The sequence below is a fragment of the Phycicoccus sp. DTK01 genome, assembly GCF_017312765.1.
GTDB lineage: Bacteria > Actinomycetota > Actinomycetes > Actinomycetales > Dermatophilaceae > Phycicoccus > Phycicoccus jejuensis.
In genome coordinates, this window is the sequence record NZ_BOPU01000002.1 from 165260 (window position 1) to 181766 (window position 16507).

Genomic DNA, 16507 nt, shown 5'->3' on the forward strand with positions numbered 1-16507 from the left:
CGTGGCCTTCTCCCAACGCCTGGGGGCCGAGGCCCACGTCCGGGTGCAGGCGGACGTCCGGTCCGCCGCCCAGGAGGAGGGGCTCGTGGGCCTCCTCCTCGACCACCCCGAGGACGTCGCCTACCTCACCGGCTTCTTCCACCACCCCGGCGAGCGACCGGTCGTCGTGTGGCTCCCCGTCGAGGGGAATGCCGTCCTGCTCCTGCCCCGGCTGGAGGAGGAGCACGCCGTGTGGCAGGGGACGGCCGCCGACCTCGTCGTCTACCCCGAGTTCCCGGGAGTGGTCGAGCCGCTCTCGCTGCTCGCGGACCGGGTGGCGGCCGGCCCCGTCGGCATCGCACCCAGCACCTCCGTCGGTCGTGTCGCCCTGCTCGAGGGCACGCTGCCCGCGGTCGAGCCCCGGGTGACGGACGTCGTCGCCCGGTGCCGGAGCGTCAAGCGGCCCGAGGAGGTGGTCCTGCACCGCGAGGCCGCGCGCATCACCGACCGCATGCTCGAGGCAGGGGTGCAGCTCGTGCGCGACGCGCTCGCGGACGGGGGCGACCTGCCCAGTGAGGCCGAGCTGGCGGCGCACGTCGGGGCGGTGGGGACCCGGACGATGTACGCGGAGCACTCGGACGTCGTCGTCACCGGCTTCCTCGCCGGAGGGCTCGTCTACTCCGGGGCCAACAGCGCCCGGCCGCACGGGCTTCCGTCGGAGCACCGCCTCACCCCCGGCGAGACCTTCATGCTCTCGCTCGGGTGCGCGGTCGGGGGCAGGTTCGTCGAGGGGGAGCGCACCTTCCTGCTCGGGGAGCCGACGGCGGAACAGGTCCGCTACTACGAGACCGTCCGGGCAGCGCACCAGGAGGGGCTGCGAGCCATCCGACCCGGCTCCACCTGCGCGGAGGCCAACGCCGCCTGCCTGGCGGTGATCCACGACGCCGGGCTCGGCGAGTACCTGCAGCACCGGCAGGGTCACGGCATCGGGCTCGGCATGCACGAGCCGCCCTGGCTGGAGGACGGTGACCCGACCGTGATCCGAGAGGGGTTCGTCCTGTCCAACGAACCGGGTCTCTACGTCCCGGGTCACGCGGGGTACCGCATCTCGGACTCCGTCCTCGTCGGGTCCTCTGCTGCCGAGCCGCTCACCACCTTCCCGACCGCCCTCGACGACATCGTCGTCGCCTGACCGAGAGGTACCCCATGCAGGTCGACATCAACGGAAACCGGCTCGAGGTCGAGCTGACGGGCCCCGAGGGTGCCCCGTTGCTCATCGTCCACCACGGCGCGCCGGGCCTGGGCAGCATGGCCGAGCCGCGCGCCAGCTTCGGGCCGCTGGCCGACACCTACCGCGTCCTCGTCTTCGACGCCCGCGGGTCCGGTCGCAGCGAGGGGAACGAGCCGTTCACGCACGAGCAGTGGGTGGCGGACGTCGATGCCCTGCGTGAGTGGGCGGGCGCCGAGCGCTTCGTCATCGCCGGGGGGTCCTACGGCGGGTTCATCGCGATGGAGTACGCGGTCCGGCACCCCGACCGGCTGCTCGCCATGGTCCTGCGGGACACCTCGCCGGACTCCTCCAACGAGGAGCTGGCCCGGGCCAACGCGCTCTCCAGTGCGCGCGTGGACCTCGACCTGGCCAAGTTCGAACGGATCATGGACGGTGCGGTGCGGGACGACGAGGACCTGCGCGACTGCTGGGCCGAGATCCTCCCGCTCTACGACCACGTCTACGACCCCGAGGCCGTCGCCCGCAAGGTCGAGCAGACCCCCTACCGCTACCGGACGCACAACTGGGCCTTCACCGAGAACATGCCCCGCTACGACGTGACGGGTCGTCTCGGCTCGGTGACCTGCCCGACCCTCGTGCTCGTCGGCCGGGACGACTGGATCACCCCGGTGGCCTGCAGCGAGCGCATCGCGGACCTGGTGCCGGACGCCCGTCTCGTCGTCTTCGAGGAGTCCGGGCACTCCCCGCAGGTCGAGGAGGCCGACAAGTTCCGGAGTATCGTGCGGTCCTTCCTCCAGGACGCGCTCGGGCACCCCGCCCCGGCGTGAGGTGCCGGACGTGACAGGGGGTGTCGCCGCGGTGGACGAGCTGGACCGGCGGATCATCGCCTCTCTGCAGGCCGACGGGCGGGCGAGCTGGACGGAGATCGCGGACCGGGTCGGCTCCTCGCTCGCCACGGTGACCCGCCGTGGCCAGCAGCTCATCGGCAAGGGCGTCGTCGCCGTGGGCGTGAGCCACGCCATCAACACCCCGGACGCCTCGGACCTCTTCGTGCTGCGCATCCGGTGCCGGGCGGGTCGGCAGATGGACGTCACGCGCGTCCTGGCCGAGCGGGACGACCTGCGCTTCCTCTGCCTCGTCACCGGCGCCAACGACCTCGTCGCCGAGATCGTCATCCCCAAGGCCGACGCCCTCCACTCCCGGCTCGTCGACGAGATCCAGATGATCGACGGCGTGGAGTCCTGCCGGACCGACCTCGTGCTGCACCAGTACAAGGTGTCCCAGCACTGGCTCCAAGGAGTCCTCGCGCGGCAGGAGCGGGGTGACGAGGCGGCGGCGGCGCTGCACGTGTGCGACCCGTCGCACTTCGACGACACGGACCGGCAGATCCTCGAGGTCCTCAAGGAGGACGGCCGGGCGAGCTTCCGCGCGGTGGCCGAGACCATCGGGGTCAACGAGAGCACGGTGCGCCGCCGGCTCGAGACGATGACCGAGCGTGGCTGCGCTGTCGTGCTCACACTCGTCTCGGCGCCCGCGCTGGGCTTCGAGGCCGAGATCCTCCTCACCGTCTCCGTCACGCCCTCGCGCCTGGATGCCGTCGCGCGACGCCTCGCGGACTTCGTCGGGGTCCGGTACCTGGCGGCCACGCTGGACTGCTCTCTCATGTGCGAGCTCATCCTCCCCTCCACGAGCGACGTCTTCACCTTCCTGACCCAGGAGCTCGGAACGATCGACGGCGTCCTCGGCTGGGAGGCGAGCCTCGAGCTCCTCACGGTCACCCGAGGGTTCCTGCGCACCCCGTGGTGGCAGGCGCTGGTGGACGAGCGCCGACCCGAGGCCGACGAGGTGGCGCAGGTCGAGGCCTGACCGCGCGGCTGCGCACATCCGCCGCGCCCGTCGTGCGTGCAGGCCCGCCGGGCCGGGTAGCCCTCCGGTGTCCCGTCCCCGACCCCACCGGAGGCCCTCCGTGCCCACTGCCCCCCGCGCCGTGCTCCTCGACGTCGACGGCACCCTCGTCGACACCTCCTACGCGCACACGACGTGCTGGTGGCAGGCCCTGCGCGAGCACGGGCACGTCGTGCCGATGCACCGCATCCACCGGGCCATCGGCCTCGGGTCGGACCGCATCGTCGGCCACCTCCTCGACGGGGACGACGAGGCGGTCGCCGACGAGGTCGTCGCCTCGCACGCGGCGCTGTTCGCGGCGTGGCACGAGCGGCTCGTCCCGCTGCCCGGCGCCCGCGACCTCGTGCGGCACTGCCACGAGGCGGGGATGGTTGTCGTCCTCTCGACGTCCGCGGGCCGGACCGACCTCGACGCCCTGCGGAGCGCGCTCGACGCCGACGACTGGGTCGACGAGAGCACCACCAGCTCCGACGCCGAGCGCAGCAAGCCCGACACCGACATCCTCGACGTCGCCCTCGAGCGCATCGGGCTGGGCGCCGGGGAGGCGGTGTTCGTCGGCGACTCCGTCTGGGACGCCGAGGCCGCACGCCGCGCCGGGATGCCGTGCGTCGGCGTCGAGTGCGGAGGCACGAGCGCGGCCGAGCTGCGGGAGGCCGGCTGCGTCGAGACGTACGCGGACCCGGCCGACCTGCTGCGGCACTGGGAGGGGTCGGCCCTCGCCGGCGTCACCGGGGGATGACCCGCCGGGCGGTGAACCGCTAGCTCAGGCGTGCGACCCACTCGCGCAGCAGCCAGGCGAAGCGCTCGGGGTGGTCCATCGAGGGCAGGTGCGCGGCGTCCGCCCAGTCGACGCGACCGACGTCGGGCGCGCCCGCGACGACGCGGTCCGCGGCGTCGTGCACCGTCGCGAGGTCGTGCCCACCGACGAGGACGAGCACCGGCACCTCGAGCCGCGAGAGGCGCTCGACCGCGGGCGGCTCCGGCTCGTCGACGTCGAGGTCGCCGAGCAGCGCCTCGACCTCGAAGGCGCGCCGCTGCATCGTCGCGACGGCCCGGCGCGAGGCCGGGTCGACGTCGGCGTCGGTGCGTCCGGGGCCGACGAGCCACGTCCGGACGTTGAGCGCGACGGCGCCGTCCAGGTCGCCGGCCGCGAGCAACGCGCGCTCGGCCTCGACGAAGGCCCGCAGGTCCTCGGTCATCGTCACGAGGAGGCTGCCGCCCGGCGGGGCGAGGACGAGCGAGCGCACGAGGTCGGGTCGCTCGAGGGCGACCTCGGCCGCGACCCCGGCGCCGAACGACGCGCCGACGAGGTGGCACGGGCCGGTGGCCAGCTCGTCGAGGAGGGCCGCGACGTCGTCGCGGTGGCACACGCTGCCGTCGGGTGCGGTGTCCGAGGCGCCGAAGCCGCGCAGGTCCAGCCGCATGACGTCGTGCGCGTCGGTCAGGGTGTCCCACACCGGGTCCCACATCCGCCGGTCGGCGACCCCGGCGTGCAGGAGCACGACGGTCGATGCCTCGGGCCGGCCGGCGCGCTCGTACGCGACGGACCGGTCGCTCAACGGCACGCGGGACCGGGGACGGACGTCATGCGGGCAGTCAACGCCGCAGGCAGCCGGCGCGGCAAGCGGTTTACGGACGATGCGCGGCTCAGGCGGCCCGCCACGGCATCCCGGCGAGGACCTCCTCGAGCACGCCGACGCCGTGGTCGACGTCCTCCGGGGTCGTGTAGGGCGCGACGGACAGCCGGAGCACCGGGCCCTCGTCGGTGCCGGCGCACCAGAGGTCGACGCCGCGCGCGTGCATCCGGCGCAGGGCCTCCTCGGGGTCGACCGGCGGGAGGCCGACCGCGACCATCGCGGGGGCGCGCGGCGCCGGGGCGAGGACGCTCGTGCCGGGCAGCGCGAGCAGGAGGGTCTCGGCGTGCCCGGTCAGCTTCTCCCAGTGGTCGACCAGCCCGTCGTCGAGCAGCTCGCGGTGGTAGGCGAGGGCGGTCGGGGCGACGAGGTGGGCGACCACGTCGTCGGTCCCGCCCCAGGCGAACCGCTCCGTCAGCGACCCGGACTGCGAGTACCAGCTGGTGACGACCGGGCGCAGGTCGTCGGCGGCGTCGTCGGGCACGACGAGGAAGCCCGCGCCCTTGGGCAGGTGCAGCCACTTGTGGAGGGTCAGGCAGACGAAGACCCCCGGACGCCGCACCGGCATCCTCAGCTGGCCGGCGGTGTGGGCGCCGTCGACGACGGTCGCGACGCCGCGCGGCGAGAGCTCGGCGGAGAGCCGGTCGACCTCGTTGACCTGGGACCACGGCGAGGTGACGTGGCTGACGACCACCGCCCGCGTGCGCGGGCCGCAGGCGTCGAGCAGCCGCTCGACGAGCCCCTCGTGCCGACCGTCGACCACCTCGACGTCGACCCCGCGCGCAGCGAGCACACCCATGAGCGCGACGGTGGCCTCGTACTCGCGGCTCGTGACGACCACCTGCTCGCCGGGGCGCAGCGCGAGGTGGTCGACCACCGTCTGCATCGCCGTCGTGGCGTTGCGGACGAACACGCCGCGGTCCTCGGGCACGCCGAGGTGCGCACAGACGGCGCGGCGGCTGGCGTCGAGCTGCGGGAAGAGCCGGTGGTGGTAGAAGCCCGGGTAGTCGGCCTCGGCGTCGGCCCGGACCTCGCGGGCGGCGTCGAGCACCGTCGCGGGCGTGGCCCCGAACGAGCCGTGGTTGAGGAAGGTACGGCCGCGGGCCAGCGCGTAGTCGTCCCGTCGGTCCATGACAGACATCCTCACCCGTCCGACCCCCTCCCGGGCGTCCGAGCGCCACGGATTCCACACCGGCGGTGAGCGGAATACCCACGGCCCGCTGACCGCTGGACCCTGCATGACCGTTTCCCGCATCACGCTCAACGACGGCACGACCATCCCCCAGCTCGGCTTCGGGGTGTTCCAGATCGAGCCGTCGGACACCGCAGAGGCCGTCACGCGCGCCCTCGAGATCGGCTACCGCCACATCGACACCGCGGAGATGTACGGCAACGAGGCGGAGGTCGGCGAGGCCATCCGCACCTCCGGCATCCCGCGCGACGAGATCTACGTGACCTCCAAGCTCAACAACGGCTTCCACCGCCCGGACGACGCGAAGCGCGCCTTCGGCGAGACGATGGAGAAGCTCGGGCTCGACAAGATCGACCTCTTCCTCATCCACTGGCCGCTCCCGACGCTCTACGACGGCGACTACGTCTCGACGTGGCGCACGATGGCGTCCTTCGTCGAGGACGGGCGCGCCGCCTCCGTCGGTGTCTCGAACTTCCAGCCGGCGCACCTCGAGCGCATCGTCGCCGAGACCGGTGTGGTGCCGGCCGTCAACCAGGTCGAGGTCCACCCGTACTTCACGAACGAGGCCGTCCGCGCGGCCGACGCCGAGCACGGCATCGCGACCGAGGCGTGGTCGCCGATCGCGCAGGGCAAGGTCCTCGGCGACCCGGTCATCACCGAGATCGCGCAGGCCAAGGGCGTCTCCCCGGCGCAGGTCACGCTGCGCTGGCACATCGAGCGCGGTGACATCGTCTTCCCGAAGTCGGTGACCCCCGAGCGCATCCGTGAGAACTTCGAGATCTTCGGCTTCTCGCTGACCCCGGACGAGGTCTCGCGCATCTCGGCGCTCGACCAGGGCGAGGAAGGCCGCACCGGCCCCAACCCCGACGAGTTCGACTACGTCCCCGAGTGAAGTCTCGCTGACCGCCCGAGGGCCCGGCTCCACCACGGAGCCGGGCCCTCGGGCGTCCCCCCGGGTCCTCCCACGAGTCACCTGCGTATCGGGTGACCCGATACGACCGCGCTTCACCCGAGAACCGTTCCGGGGTGAAGCGCACCCGTATCGGATGACCCGATACGCGTGAGGTCTGGCGCGGCGAGGGGCGTCAGGGGGAGGCGAGCAGGTCGCCGTGGAGGACGGTGAACCAGCCGTCCGGCGCGTCGGCCCAGGCCCGCCAGTCCGCCGCGACGGCCTCGAGCTCGGCCGCGGTGCAGCGCTCCTCGCGCAGCAGCTGGTCGGCCAGCCGCGACCCCGTCATCCGGTCCGCCCACGAGCCACCCCACCAGGCCCGGTCCTCGGGGGTCGCGAAGCACCAGGTCGAGGCGGTCACGTGTGGCGCGGGGAAGCCGGCCTCCAGCGCCCAGCCGAGCAGGCGGCGACCCGCGTCGGGCTCACCGCCGTTGGCCCGGGCGGCGTCACGGTAGAGGTCGAGCCAGCGGTCGATGCCCGTCGGCCGCGGCCACCAGGCGAAGGCGGCGTAGTCGGCGTCCCGGGCGGCGACCACCCCGTCAGGACGGCAGACGCGCCGCATCTCGCGCAGGGCCTGCACGGGGTCGGCGACGTGCTGGAGCACCTGGTGGGCGTGCACGACGTCGAACGAGCCGTCCGGGAAGGGCAGGTCGTGCACGTCGCCCACGACGAGGTCGGCCCCGACGCCGCGCCGGCGCAGCTCCGCGGCGGTGAGGGCGAGGGAGGCGTCGTCCGCCTCGAGCGCCGTGACCCGGCCGGGGGCCACGAGCCCGGCGAGGTCGGCGGTGATGGTGCCCGGTCCCGAGCCGACGTCGAGCAGGCGCAGGCCCGGACGCAGCCGCGGCAGGAGGTGCGCGGCCGAGTTCTCGGCCGTACGCCACCGGTGCGAGCGCAGGACGGGCTCGGCGTGTCCGTGCGTGTAGGGGACCATCACCCCACGGTCACTCCCGCGGGATGCGCGGGCAAGGGGGTGCTCGCGCCCCGGTCGGGCGGTGTCCACGGGGTGGTCGGTCGCCCGCGGGTCAGTACCAGTGCGGGGAGCGGGCCTGCCAGGCGCTCCACGCCGCGCACGGCGAGCCGTAGGCCCGCTGGATGTAGTCCATCCCCCAGCGGACCTGCGTCGTCGGGTCGGTCAGCCAGTCCGACCCGGCGCTCGCCATCTTCCAGCTCGGCAGGGCCTGGGGGATGCCGTAGGCGCCCGACGAGGGGTTGGTCGCGCTCCAGCTCCAGCCCGACTCGCCGTTCCACAGGTCGACGAGGCAGCCGTACTGGTCGCCGCCCCAGCCGTGGGCGCCGAGCAGCGAGCGGGCCGTGCGCTGGGCGCTCGCCGGGGAGCCACCTCCCGCTCCGGCCACCGGCGTCGAGGCGCCGCCCCGCGCGGCGCGGTCGCGGGCCGCGCGGGCCTCGCGCGCGGCCCGGCGACGGGCCTGCGCCTCCGCCCGCGCGCGGGCCCGGGCGAGCGCCTGCAGGCCGGTCGCGCGCTGGGTCGCGAGCCGGGCGGCCCGGGCGCGCAGCGCGGTGACCTGCGCGTCGAGGGCCTCGGCGCGGGCGGCGAGGGCGGCGGCCGCGCGGGCCGCGTCGGCCTCGGCGCGCTCCGCGGCCTGCCTGGCCTCCTGCGCGCGCCGGGTGGCGGTGGCCTGCCCCTCGCGCGCGGCGTCGAGGTGCGCCGACTGCGCGGCCCCCGCGGCCGCCGCACCCGCTGCCCGGATCAGCGCCGCACTCGTGCGTCGGCCCTGGAGGTCGAGCACCACCTGCGCGTCGGCCATCGACTCCGGTGACCCGGTGAGGAGCAGCTCGAGCGCGTTGACCTCGCCCTCGCTCGTCCAGGCGCGCACGGCCGCGTCGGCGACGTCGCGGTGGGCGGCCACCTGCGCGGCGCGGGCGCGCTCGAGGTCGTCGCCGGCCTTCGTGGCGAGGGCGCTCGCGCGGGCGAGGTCCTGCTCGGCGGTGCGCTGGGCGTCGACCGCGCGGGCCACCCCGAGCTGCAGGTCGGTGAGCCGCCGGGCGAGCGCCGCCTGCTCGCCCGCGAGCCGGGTCGCCTCCCGGTCGGCGCTCGCGGCGGCCTCCCGGGCCGCACGCACCTGGCTCGCGCCGGGCACGACCGGGTCGTCGGCGTGGGCCGGGGTCGTCGCGGCCGTCCCGGCCAGCCCGAGGACGAGCGCGGCGACGACCAGGCGTGCCGTCGAGCGGGCGCGCAGGCGGACGGTCACCCGCGCAGTGTCACACCCGTCCCAGGAGTCACGGAAGCCCCACAGGTCTCGCGGTCCTCAGGAGGTGGTCAGGTGCCGCGGACGTCACCGCGCCCGGACGTGGACGTCGTGCTCGCCGGTCCGGACCTCGATGTCGTGCTCGGTCGCCGCCATCACCCGGTCGGCGAGCACGCGCAGCGCCCGGGCCACGGCCACCGCGTCGCCGATGTGCGGGTCGGCCGCGTCGCGCGGCGACCGGTGGCTGCGGCCGTGGGCGGTCAGCGCGTCGGGGGTGTCGGCGAGCAGGGCGACGGTCGCGGTCGTGTCGTCGCCGCGCTCGAAGAGCGTGACCCGCACGCTCCACTGGCGCATCGTGCCGAGGTCCGGCCGGGTCGCGACGTCCGCCGGCGGCGCGTCCTCCTCGCTCACCCGCAGGACGGCCCCCGCGCCCGGGTAGAGGGTGCTCGTGTGGCCGTCGTCCCAGCGGACGGTCCACGGCGGGTCGCCGCCCGGCCCCGCCGTCAGCACCTCACCGGCCCTCGCCGGCTGGTCGACCCGCTCTCCGGCGAGCACGATGTGGTGTCCGGGGTGCGCTCTCACGGCCGCCTCCTCGGTCGGTCGTCACCGGGACGGGCCGGGTGCCGGGGTGGTGGCGACGGTCCCCGGCACCCGAGCCCATCGTCCTCCTCCCGGCGCCGCCGCGGAAGACGTCGCGGCAGTGCCGCGGGCTACACCGCAGGACGTGTCGCTGTGGCCGCACGTACTGCGGTGTAGCCCGGGATTCCCCGGGGATGCCCCGGGCCGGCTCGGTCAGGCGGGACCCAGTGACAGACCGTCGCCGAACCGGAACAGGGCGTCGTCCCCGAAGCCGGGGACGTCCTCGGGGTGGCGCCGCACGGCGTCCATCGACGCCGGGACGTCGAAGGGCAGCCGGCCGACCGGCGGGATCGCCCCGGTCAGGGCGGCGAGGAGCGCGGCGCTGCTGCTGCCGTAGGTCCCGGTGAGCGCGGCGCACAGCGGGACGAGCGGCGTGAGCACCGCCGGGCGGTCGAGGGAGACGTCGACGACGAGCGGGCACTGCGCCGCGACGCGCGAGAGCCGGCTCACGAGGCCCGGCGGGAAGTCGAGCGAGCCCTGGTGGAACCACGCCTCGAGGAAGAGGTCGTCGCGGGCCTCGAACGGGGCCTGGAGCCGGACGAGCGCGACGTCGGCCTCCTCGGGGGAGGCGGCGACCGCGAGACCGGCCGCGACGAGGTCGTCCGCACCCACGCCCTCGGCGTAGACGCGCGTGCCCGGCCGCAGCGGCAGGGTCGGCGCCGCGGCGCCGTCGACACCGGCCGCCGGCTCGTTGACGAGGACGGTGACCGAGCGGGCCTGCGCCTCGAAGCCAGCGGTGCGGAACTCGTCGTTGCCGAGCACCGTGGTCGCGGCGTCCTCGTCGACGAACGGGTCGTCGAACAGCCCGAGCCGGAACTTGACCCGCAGCAGCCGGCGGGCCGACTCGTCGACGCGCGACTCGGGGACGCGGCCGGAGCGCACCAGGTCGAGCAGCACCTCGACGCACTCCTCGCCGCCGAACTGGTCGGCGCCGGCGTGCAGCAGCAGCTCCATCCGGCCGGCGGGGTCGAGGTGCTCGACGCCCCAGGCGCGGGCCGGGAGGACCTGGTCGCCGACGTGGTTGTCGTTGACCAGCTCCCAGTCGGTGAGCACGACGCCGTCGAAGCCGAGGCGCTCGCGCAGGAGGCCGGTGACGACCTGCCGGTTGTAGCCGAACCCGACCTCCTCGATGGGCTCGCCGTCGATCTCGAGACCGACGGGCATCCCGTAGTACGGCATGATCGCCGCGGTCCCGGCCTCGATGGCGCGCGGGAACGGGTCGAGGTGGTCGGCGAACCGCCCTCCCTCGTAGACCTGCTCGCGGCCGTAGGGGAAGTGGGCGTCCTCGCCGTCCTTCTGCGGGCCGCCGCCGGGGAAGTGCTTCGTCACGCAGGCGACCGTGCCCGCGCCGAGCTCCGGGCCACCCTGGAACCCCTCGAGGTAGGCGACGCCGAGGTCGCCGGCCAGGCGGGGGTCCTGCCCGAAGGTGCCGGCCTGCCGGGCCCAGCGCGGCTCGGTCGCGAGGTCGAGCGTCGGGTGCAGGGCCTCGCGGATGCCCACCGCCGCGTACTCCTGCCGGGCGATGTCGGCGAAGCGCCGGACGAGGGCGGGGTCGCGCAGCGCGGCGAGCCCGAGCGGCTCGGGCCACTGCGAGAAGGAGCCGGCCGCGAACGAGACGCCGGCGTTCTCGATGAACGCGTGGCGCGGGTCGGTGCTCACCGTCACGGGGATGCCGTGCGGGGTGCGCTCGGCCATCCGCTGGAGGTTGTTGCTCCAGCGGGCGGCCTGCCGGGCGTCCTTCAGCGCGTGGACGTTGAAGTGCGAGAGGTGCTTGCGCAGCACGACCTCGCTCGTCGGAGACTTGCTGATGGCGCCGGGCGCCTCGAGCAGCTCGCCGTCGGGCCCGGCCTCGATGACCGTGTGGAACATCAGGCCGGCCTTCTCCTCGAGGGAGAGGCGCCCGAGCAGGTCCTCGACGCGCTCGTCGACCGGCAGGCGCGGGTCCTCGTAGGGGTCGAGGACGCCGTTGCCGTTGAGGTCGCGCCAGGCCGGGGTGTCGTCGGTGGCCGCGTGGTGGACCACCGGGGTCTCGGTCGAGGTGCTCACGCGACCCCCGCCCCGAACTCCTCGATCCCGATGACGGGACGCAGCCGCTTCTCGACCGCCCTGGTGGAGAACGCCTTCCGGATGACGTCGCGGCACAGCACGTTGCCGACCGCGCCCATGACCATCGCCTGGTCTAGGGAGAGGTAGCGCCGGGCGATCGTGCCGGAGCGCACCGCGACGGCGTCGAAGAACCCGCCGCGCCCGTACGCGCCGAGCTCCTTCTCGATGCCCGAGAGGTTGGCGAACGCCTCGCGCGGCTCGTGCATCATCGCGAGGAACGCGGCGTGCGGGGTGACGACGCCGTCGCCGAAGGTCGGGTTCGGGTTGGTCGCCTCGCGGCACGTGCCGAAGCCCGGGTCGTAGTTGGTGCTCTCCTGGTCGGAGCAGTAGCCGTCGGGGTTGAGGCCGAGGGCGTCGACGCCGTACTCGCGGTAGCCGCCTGCGGGGTTCGACGAGGGGGAGAAGCCCCAGTAGCCGTACTTCGCCTCGAGCAGGCCGTGCTCGCGCTGCGCCCGGACGTGCAGCGGGTGGTTGCGGCCCCAGGAGCGGGGCGCCCACCGGGCCTCGGGGACGAAGACGTCGGGCATGAGCTCCTCGAACATCGACCCGCCCCAGCCGGGGACGACGTGCATCCCGCGGTAGGTGTAGGCGCCCTCGTAGACGTCGAGCCCGAGGTAGGTGCGGGTCTCGCCGACCGGCTGCATCTCGTGCCACGACCAGTCGCACGTGGCCGGGAAGGTGCGCCACGACGCGAACCAGTGCTTCGCCGGGACCTGCCCGGTGAGGATGCCGAGGTAGCTCGTGATGCGCGTCTCGGACACCGCGGTGTCGTAGTGGTGGTTGGTCAGCCAGACGTCGTCACCGACGCCGAGGTGGTTCCCCTTGGTCACGCCGGAGGTGTCCGCCGGCTCGGTGACGTAGAAACCGCCGTGCATGAGGCCGCCGGGGCGCGGGCCCGCCGGGTCGTAGAAGACGTCCCAGCGCATCCGGGAGAAGAGGCGGTCGGCGTCGCGACGGGCGCCGGGCACCGCCTCGCGGACGACCATGAGGGCGGCGCCGAGCCAGCCGCTGTCGACGCTGGACACGAACGGCTGCACCGGGTCCCCCGAGTCCGGCCAGGTCGTGAGGACGGCGCCGGAGGTCTCGTCGTACCAGTTGAAGTACATGCCGCTCGGCTCGTGGTGCTCCATCCGCAGCAGCGTCGAGAGGGTCCGCCGCACCCGGCGGGTCGCCTCACCGGGCGTGATGATGCCCAGCTCGCGGGCGACGACGGCGCTCCACAGGTAGCCGCCGATGTTCGTCGGAGAGGTGTACCCGCTGCGGTCGCCCGCGGCGAGGGACTCCGTGATGTTGTCCGCGGGGAGGCCGGTGCGCTCGTCGGTCATCGCGACGAGGGAGCGCCACGTGTCGGCGGCCCAGCGACGCACCGCGCGCGGGTCCCAGGCGTGGTGGTGGTCCGGTCCGTGCACGAGCGACGGTGCGCCGGAACGCGTCACGGCTGCGGCGGGCTGGGCGGCGGCGCCGCTGACGACGAGGCCGCCGAGGGCGGCCGCGCCGCCGACGAGCAGCTGGCGGCGCGAGGCCGGGACGGGGGCGGAGGCGGGACGGGGGGTCATCGGGATCTCTCCTGACGGGGGTCGGTGGGTGGCGCCGGACGGTCCGGTCGTCACTTGATGCCGGTGGTCGCGATGCCCTCGATGAACCGGCGCTGGAAGACCATGAAGACGAGCAGCACCGGGAGGACGACGACGGTGGCACCGGCGAGCAGCAGCCCGTACTGCGTGCTGTTCTGGCCGGTGCTGTAGAGCGCGAGGGCGACGGGCAGCGTGTAGGTGTCCTCGGTCTGCGCCACGACGAGGGGCCAGAGGAAGTTGTTCCAGCTGCCGAGGAAGGTGAGGATGCCGAGCGTCGCGAGGGCCGGCCCGCACAGGGGCAGGATGATCCGCGCGAAGATCCGCAGCTCGCCGGCGCCGTCGACACGGCCGGCGTCGATGAGGTCCCTGGGCAGCCCGAGGATGAACTGGCGCATGAGGAACACGCCGAACGGGCTGACGAGGAACGGCAGGAACAGGCCGGGGAGGGTGTCGACGAGGCCGGCGTTCGCGACGAGCACGAACAGCGGCACGAAGGTGACGACGCCGGGGATCATGAGGGTCGTCATGACGATGACGAACAGCGCTCTCTTGCCACGGAACTCGAGCATCGCCAGGGCGTAGCCGAGCATCGAGCAGAACAGCAGGTTGCCCGCGGTCACGACGACGGCGACGACGACCGAGTTGGTGAAGTAGCCGCCGAAGTCGAGCCGGCTGAACAGCTGGGTGTAGTTGTCGAGGGACGCGGTCTGCGGCCACCAGGTGGGCGGCGACTGGCGCAGCTCGCCCTCGGACTTGAACGAGCCGAGGACCATCCAGACGAACGGGGCGACGACGGCGACGAGGGCCACGGTGAGGGCTCCGTAGAGCCACCAGTTGGTGCGCTTGGCGGTGAGCATCGGGTCAGCGCTCCTCTCGCAGGAGGCGGAACTGGATCGCGGTGACGACCGCGACGAGGACGAAGATGATGTAGCTGATCGCCGCCGCGTAGCCGTAGTTGCCGAACCCGAACTGCTTGTACGTGTACATCGACATCGAGATCGTCGAGTTCAGGGGTCCGCCGTTGGTCATGACGAACGGCTCCTCGAAGAACTGCAGGTAGCCGATGCCGGTCGTCACCGAGACGAAGAGGATCGTCGGGCGCATGAGGGGGAGCGTGATGTGCCGGAACCGCTGCCACGCCGAGGCCCCGTCGATGGCGGCGGCCTCGTGGAGGTGCCACGGCACGGCCTGGAGGCCGGCGAGGAAGATGATCATCCCGGTCCCGAAGTTGCGCCAGGTCGCCATGAGGATGAGCGAGGGCATCGACCAGCTCGGGTCGCCGAGCCAGTTGGGGCCGTCGATGCCCACCCACCCGAGCACGGTGTTGATCAGGCCGTAGTCGGTCTGCAGCAGGAAGCGCCACACGACGGCGACGGCGACGATCGAGGTGATGACCGGCGTGTAGAAGCCGAGCCGGAAGACCGAGCGCAGCCGGTGGATGCCGCGGTTGAGCGCGACGGCCGCGGCGAGGGCGACGGTGAGGGTCAGCGGCACGCCGACGAGGACGAAGTACGCGGTGTTGCGCATCGACTGGAGGAACAGCGGGTCCGAGAGCGCCTTGGTGTAGTTCTCGAGGCCCGTCACGTCGACGGCGAACGGGGTGCGCAGGTCGCGCGAGCGGGTGTCCGTGATGCTCATGAAGAGCGACTGGAGCACCGGCCACGCGGTGAACGCGAGGAAGAGCAGGCTGAACGGGAGGGCGAGGATCCACGCGGCCCGCCCCTCGCGCCGGGCGGCGGCGCGGGTGCGCCGGCCGCCGCCCGGGGCGGTGGACTCGCCGGCGGGAGCCGGCGGGGCGGTCGTCGTGGTCATGTCACTGACCGGTGCCGATCGAGTCGGCCTGCTGCTGGACGGTCTTGAGCGCGGCGGCGGGGTCGGCGCCGGTCTTGGTGACCTTCTCGAGCTCGGAGTCGAAGGACGCGACGACCTGCTCCCACGTGGGGAACGACGGCGGCGCCTTCGCGGTCTCGAGCTGGTCGCCGAACACGGCGAGCTTGTCGTCGCCCGACAGGGCCGAGTCGTCCCAGGCGGACTGGACCGAGGGGAGGTCGGTGGACATCCCGTACCACTTGGCCTGGGTCTCGGGGTCGGCGAGGAACTGGACGAACTTCCACGCGGTGTCGCGCTGCTTGCTGTTCTTGAAGACGACGAAGTCCGAGCCGCCGACGAACGACGACGAGCCGGCGCTGCCCGCGGGGATCTTCGCGACGGCGTACTTGTCCTTGAACCCCTCGCCGCCGACCTTCTCGACCGCGGACATCATCCAGGGCCCGGAGATGAACATCGGCACCTTGCCGCTCACGAAGTCGGGCTCGGTCGTCGGCTGCGCCGGGGCGGCCTTGTCGGAGATGCCGTCGGTGAAGAACGACTGGTAGTACTGCACGGCCTTGAGCAGCTGCGGGGTGTCGAAGCTGTACTTGCCGTCGGCGTCGAGCGCGGCGCCCTCGCCCCAGGCGAACGGCATGACCGTCTGCCACGAGCCGGTGCCGCCGGCCTGGAGGCCGATGCCCCACGTGGCGCCGGCCTTGTCCTGCATGGCCTTCGCCATCTCCTTGAGGCCGTCCCAGGTGGTGGGGGCCTCGGTGTAGCCGGCCTTCTTCGCGAGGTCGGTGCGGTAGTAGACGAGGCGGGTCTCGACGTACCAGGGGATGCCGTAGCTCGTGCCGCCGACCTTCGTCGTCTCCTGCGCGCCCGGGAAGAAGCCCGCGGAGTCGATGTTGCCGGGCAGCGGGTCGAGCGCGCCGAGGCCGGCGAACTCGCCCATCCACGTCGTGCCGACCATCGCGGCGTCGGGGGTGCTGTTCGCGGTGATGGCGGTCGTGAACTTGTCGTGCGCCGCGTCCCACGGGATGGCGGTGACGTTGACCTTGGCGCCGGGGTTCTGGGCCTCGAAGTCCTTGGCGAGGTCGGGCAGCTTCTCGCCCTCGGCGCCCATCGCCCAGACGGTGATGGTGCCGGTGGCCTTGCCGGACGCGACGTCGGTGCCGGTGGTGGCGGCTCCGGCCCCGCTCTCGCTGCGGCCGCACGCGCTGAGGGCCAGCGCGGCGGTGGCCACGAGGACCAGGGCGGTCGTCGGGCGTCGTCTCATGTC

Annotated in this window: 15 protein-coding genes; 5 read left to right on the forward strand and 10 right to left on the reverse strand. The window is 73.7% G+C overall.

Features of this window, described 5'->3' with window-relative positions; genetic code table 11:
• Nucleotide 1: 1 nt before the first annotated feature.
• The 4 genes from J3473_RS04525 to J3473_RS04540 all read left to right on the forward strand — a co-directional run bounded on the left by J3473_RS04525 (nt 2) and on the right by J3473_RS04540 (nt 3854).
• On the forward strand, nt 2-1171 hold the full coding sequence (locus tag J3473_RS04525; RefSeq protein ID WP_207022099.1) for a Xaa-Pro peptidase family protein: 1170 nt from the start codon (nt 2-4) through the stop codon (nt 1169-1171).
• A gap of 14 nt (nt 1172-1185) precedes the next feature.
• Nucleotides 1186-2037: an alpha/beta fold hydrolase gene (locus tag J3473_RS04530; RefSeq protein ID WP_207022100.1), complete on the forward strand. Its 852-nt coding sequence runs from the start codon at nt 1186-1188 to the stop codon at nt 2035-2037.
• 10 nt (nt 2038-2047) lie between these two features.
• Nucleotides 2048-3076, forward strand: a complete 1029-nt coding sequence (locus J3473_RS04535; protein ID WP_207022101.1) for an Lrp/AsnC family transcriptional regulator — start codon at nt 2048-2050, stop codon at nt 3074-3076.
• 100 nt (nt 3077-3176) lie between these two features.
• A complete protein-coding gene (locus J3473_RS04540; protein WP_207022102.1) occupies nt 3177-3854 on the forward strand; it encodes an HAD family hydrolase in 678 nt (225 codons plus the stop codon).
• A gap of 19 nt (nt 3855-3873) precedes the next feature.
• Here the strand turns inward: J3473_RS04540 and J3473_RS04545 are convergent, their stop codons facing one another.
• Complete coding sequence (locus J3473_RS04545) at nt 3874-4674, reverse strand: alpha/beta fold hydrolase (RefSeq protein ID WP_207022103.1); 801 nt, start codon at nt 4672-4674, stop codon at nt 3874-3876.
• Between the two features lie 88 nt (nt 4675-4762).
• Nucleotides 4763-5881: an aminotransferase class V-fold PLP-dependent enzyme gene (locus J3473_RS04550; protein WP_030526202.1), complete on the reverse strand. Its 1119-nt coding sequence runs from the start codon at nt 5879-5881 to the stop codon at nt 4763-4765.
• Nucleotides 5882-5987: 106 nt separating this feature from the next.
• Between J3473_RS04550 and J3473_RS04555 the strand changes: the two genes are divergently transcribed.
• Nucleotides 5988-6833 carry an aldo/keto reductase gene (locus tag J3473_RS04555; RefSeq protein ID WP_207022104.1) on the forward strand — a complete coding sequence of 282 codons (846 nt, stop codon included), beginning with the start codon at nt 5988-5990 and terminating at the stop codon, nt 6831-6833.
• 193 nt (nt 6834-7026) lie between these two features.
• On the opposite strand, the gene J3473_RS04560 is transcribed toward J3473_RS04555, so the two are convergent.
• The 8 genes from J3473_RS04560 to J3473_RS04595 form a co-directional block, all read right to left on the reverse strand.
• A complete protein-coding gene (locus tag J3473_RS04560; protein ID WP_207022105.1) occupies nt 7027-7821 on the reverse strand; it encodes a class I SAM-dependent methyltransferase in 795 nt (264 codons plus the stop codon).
• Nucleotides 7822-7912: 91 nt separating this feature from the next.
• Nucleotides 7913-9100: a hypothetical protein gene (locus J3473_RS04565; protein WP_207022106.1), complete on the reverse strand. Its 1188-nt coding sequence runs from the start codon at nt 9098-9100 to the stop codon at nt 7913-7915.
• Nucleotides 9101-9184: 84 nt separating this feature from the next.
• Nucleotides 9185-9679, reverse strand: a complete 495-nt coding sequence (locus J3473_RS04570) for a dsRBD fold-containing protein (RefSeq protein WP_207022107.1) — start codon at nt 9677-9679, stop codon at nt 9185-9187.
• Between the two features lie 210 nt (nt 9680-9889).
• Nucleotides 9890-11782 carry a glycoside hydrolase family 3 protein gene (locus J3473_RS04575; protein ID WP_242525685.1) on the reverse strand — a complete coding sequence of 631 codons (1893 nt, stop codon included), beginning with the start codon at nt 11780-11782 and terminating at the stop codon, nt 9890-9892.
• Entirely contained in the window at nt 11779-13398 is a 1620-nt protein-coding gene (locus tag J3473_RS04580; RefSeq protein ID WP_207022108.1) for a glucoamylase family protein, read from the reverse strand. The genes J3473_RS04575 and J3473_RS04580 overlap by 4 nt, the downstream gene beginning before the upstream one ends.
• Before the next feature lie 50 nt (nt 13399-13448).
• Nucleotides 13449-14273, reverse strand: coding sequence for a carbohydrate ABC transporter permease (locus tag J3473_RS04585; protein ID WP_207022109.1), 825 nt, complete (start codon nt 14271-14273; stop codon nt 13449-13451).
• Between the two features lie 4 nt (nt 14274-14277).
• Nucleotides 14278-15228 (reverse strand): carbohydrate ABC transporter permease, encoded by a 951-nt coding sequence (locus J3473_RS04590; RefSeq protein WP_207022110.1) that lies wholly within the window; start codon nt 15226-15228, stop codon nt 14278-14280.
• A 1-nt stretch (nt 15229) separates the two neighbouring features.
• Nucleotides 15230-16504 (reverse strand): sugar ABC transporter substrate-binding protein, encoded by a 1275-nt coding sequence (locus J3473_RS04595; RefSeq protein WP_207022111.1) that lies wholly within the window; start codon nt 16502-16504, stop codon nt 15230-15232.
• Between the last annotated feature and the right edge of the window lie 3 nt (nt 16505-16507).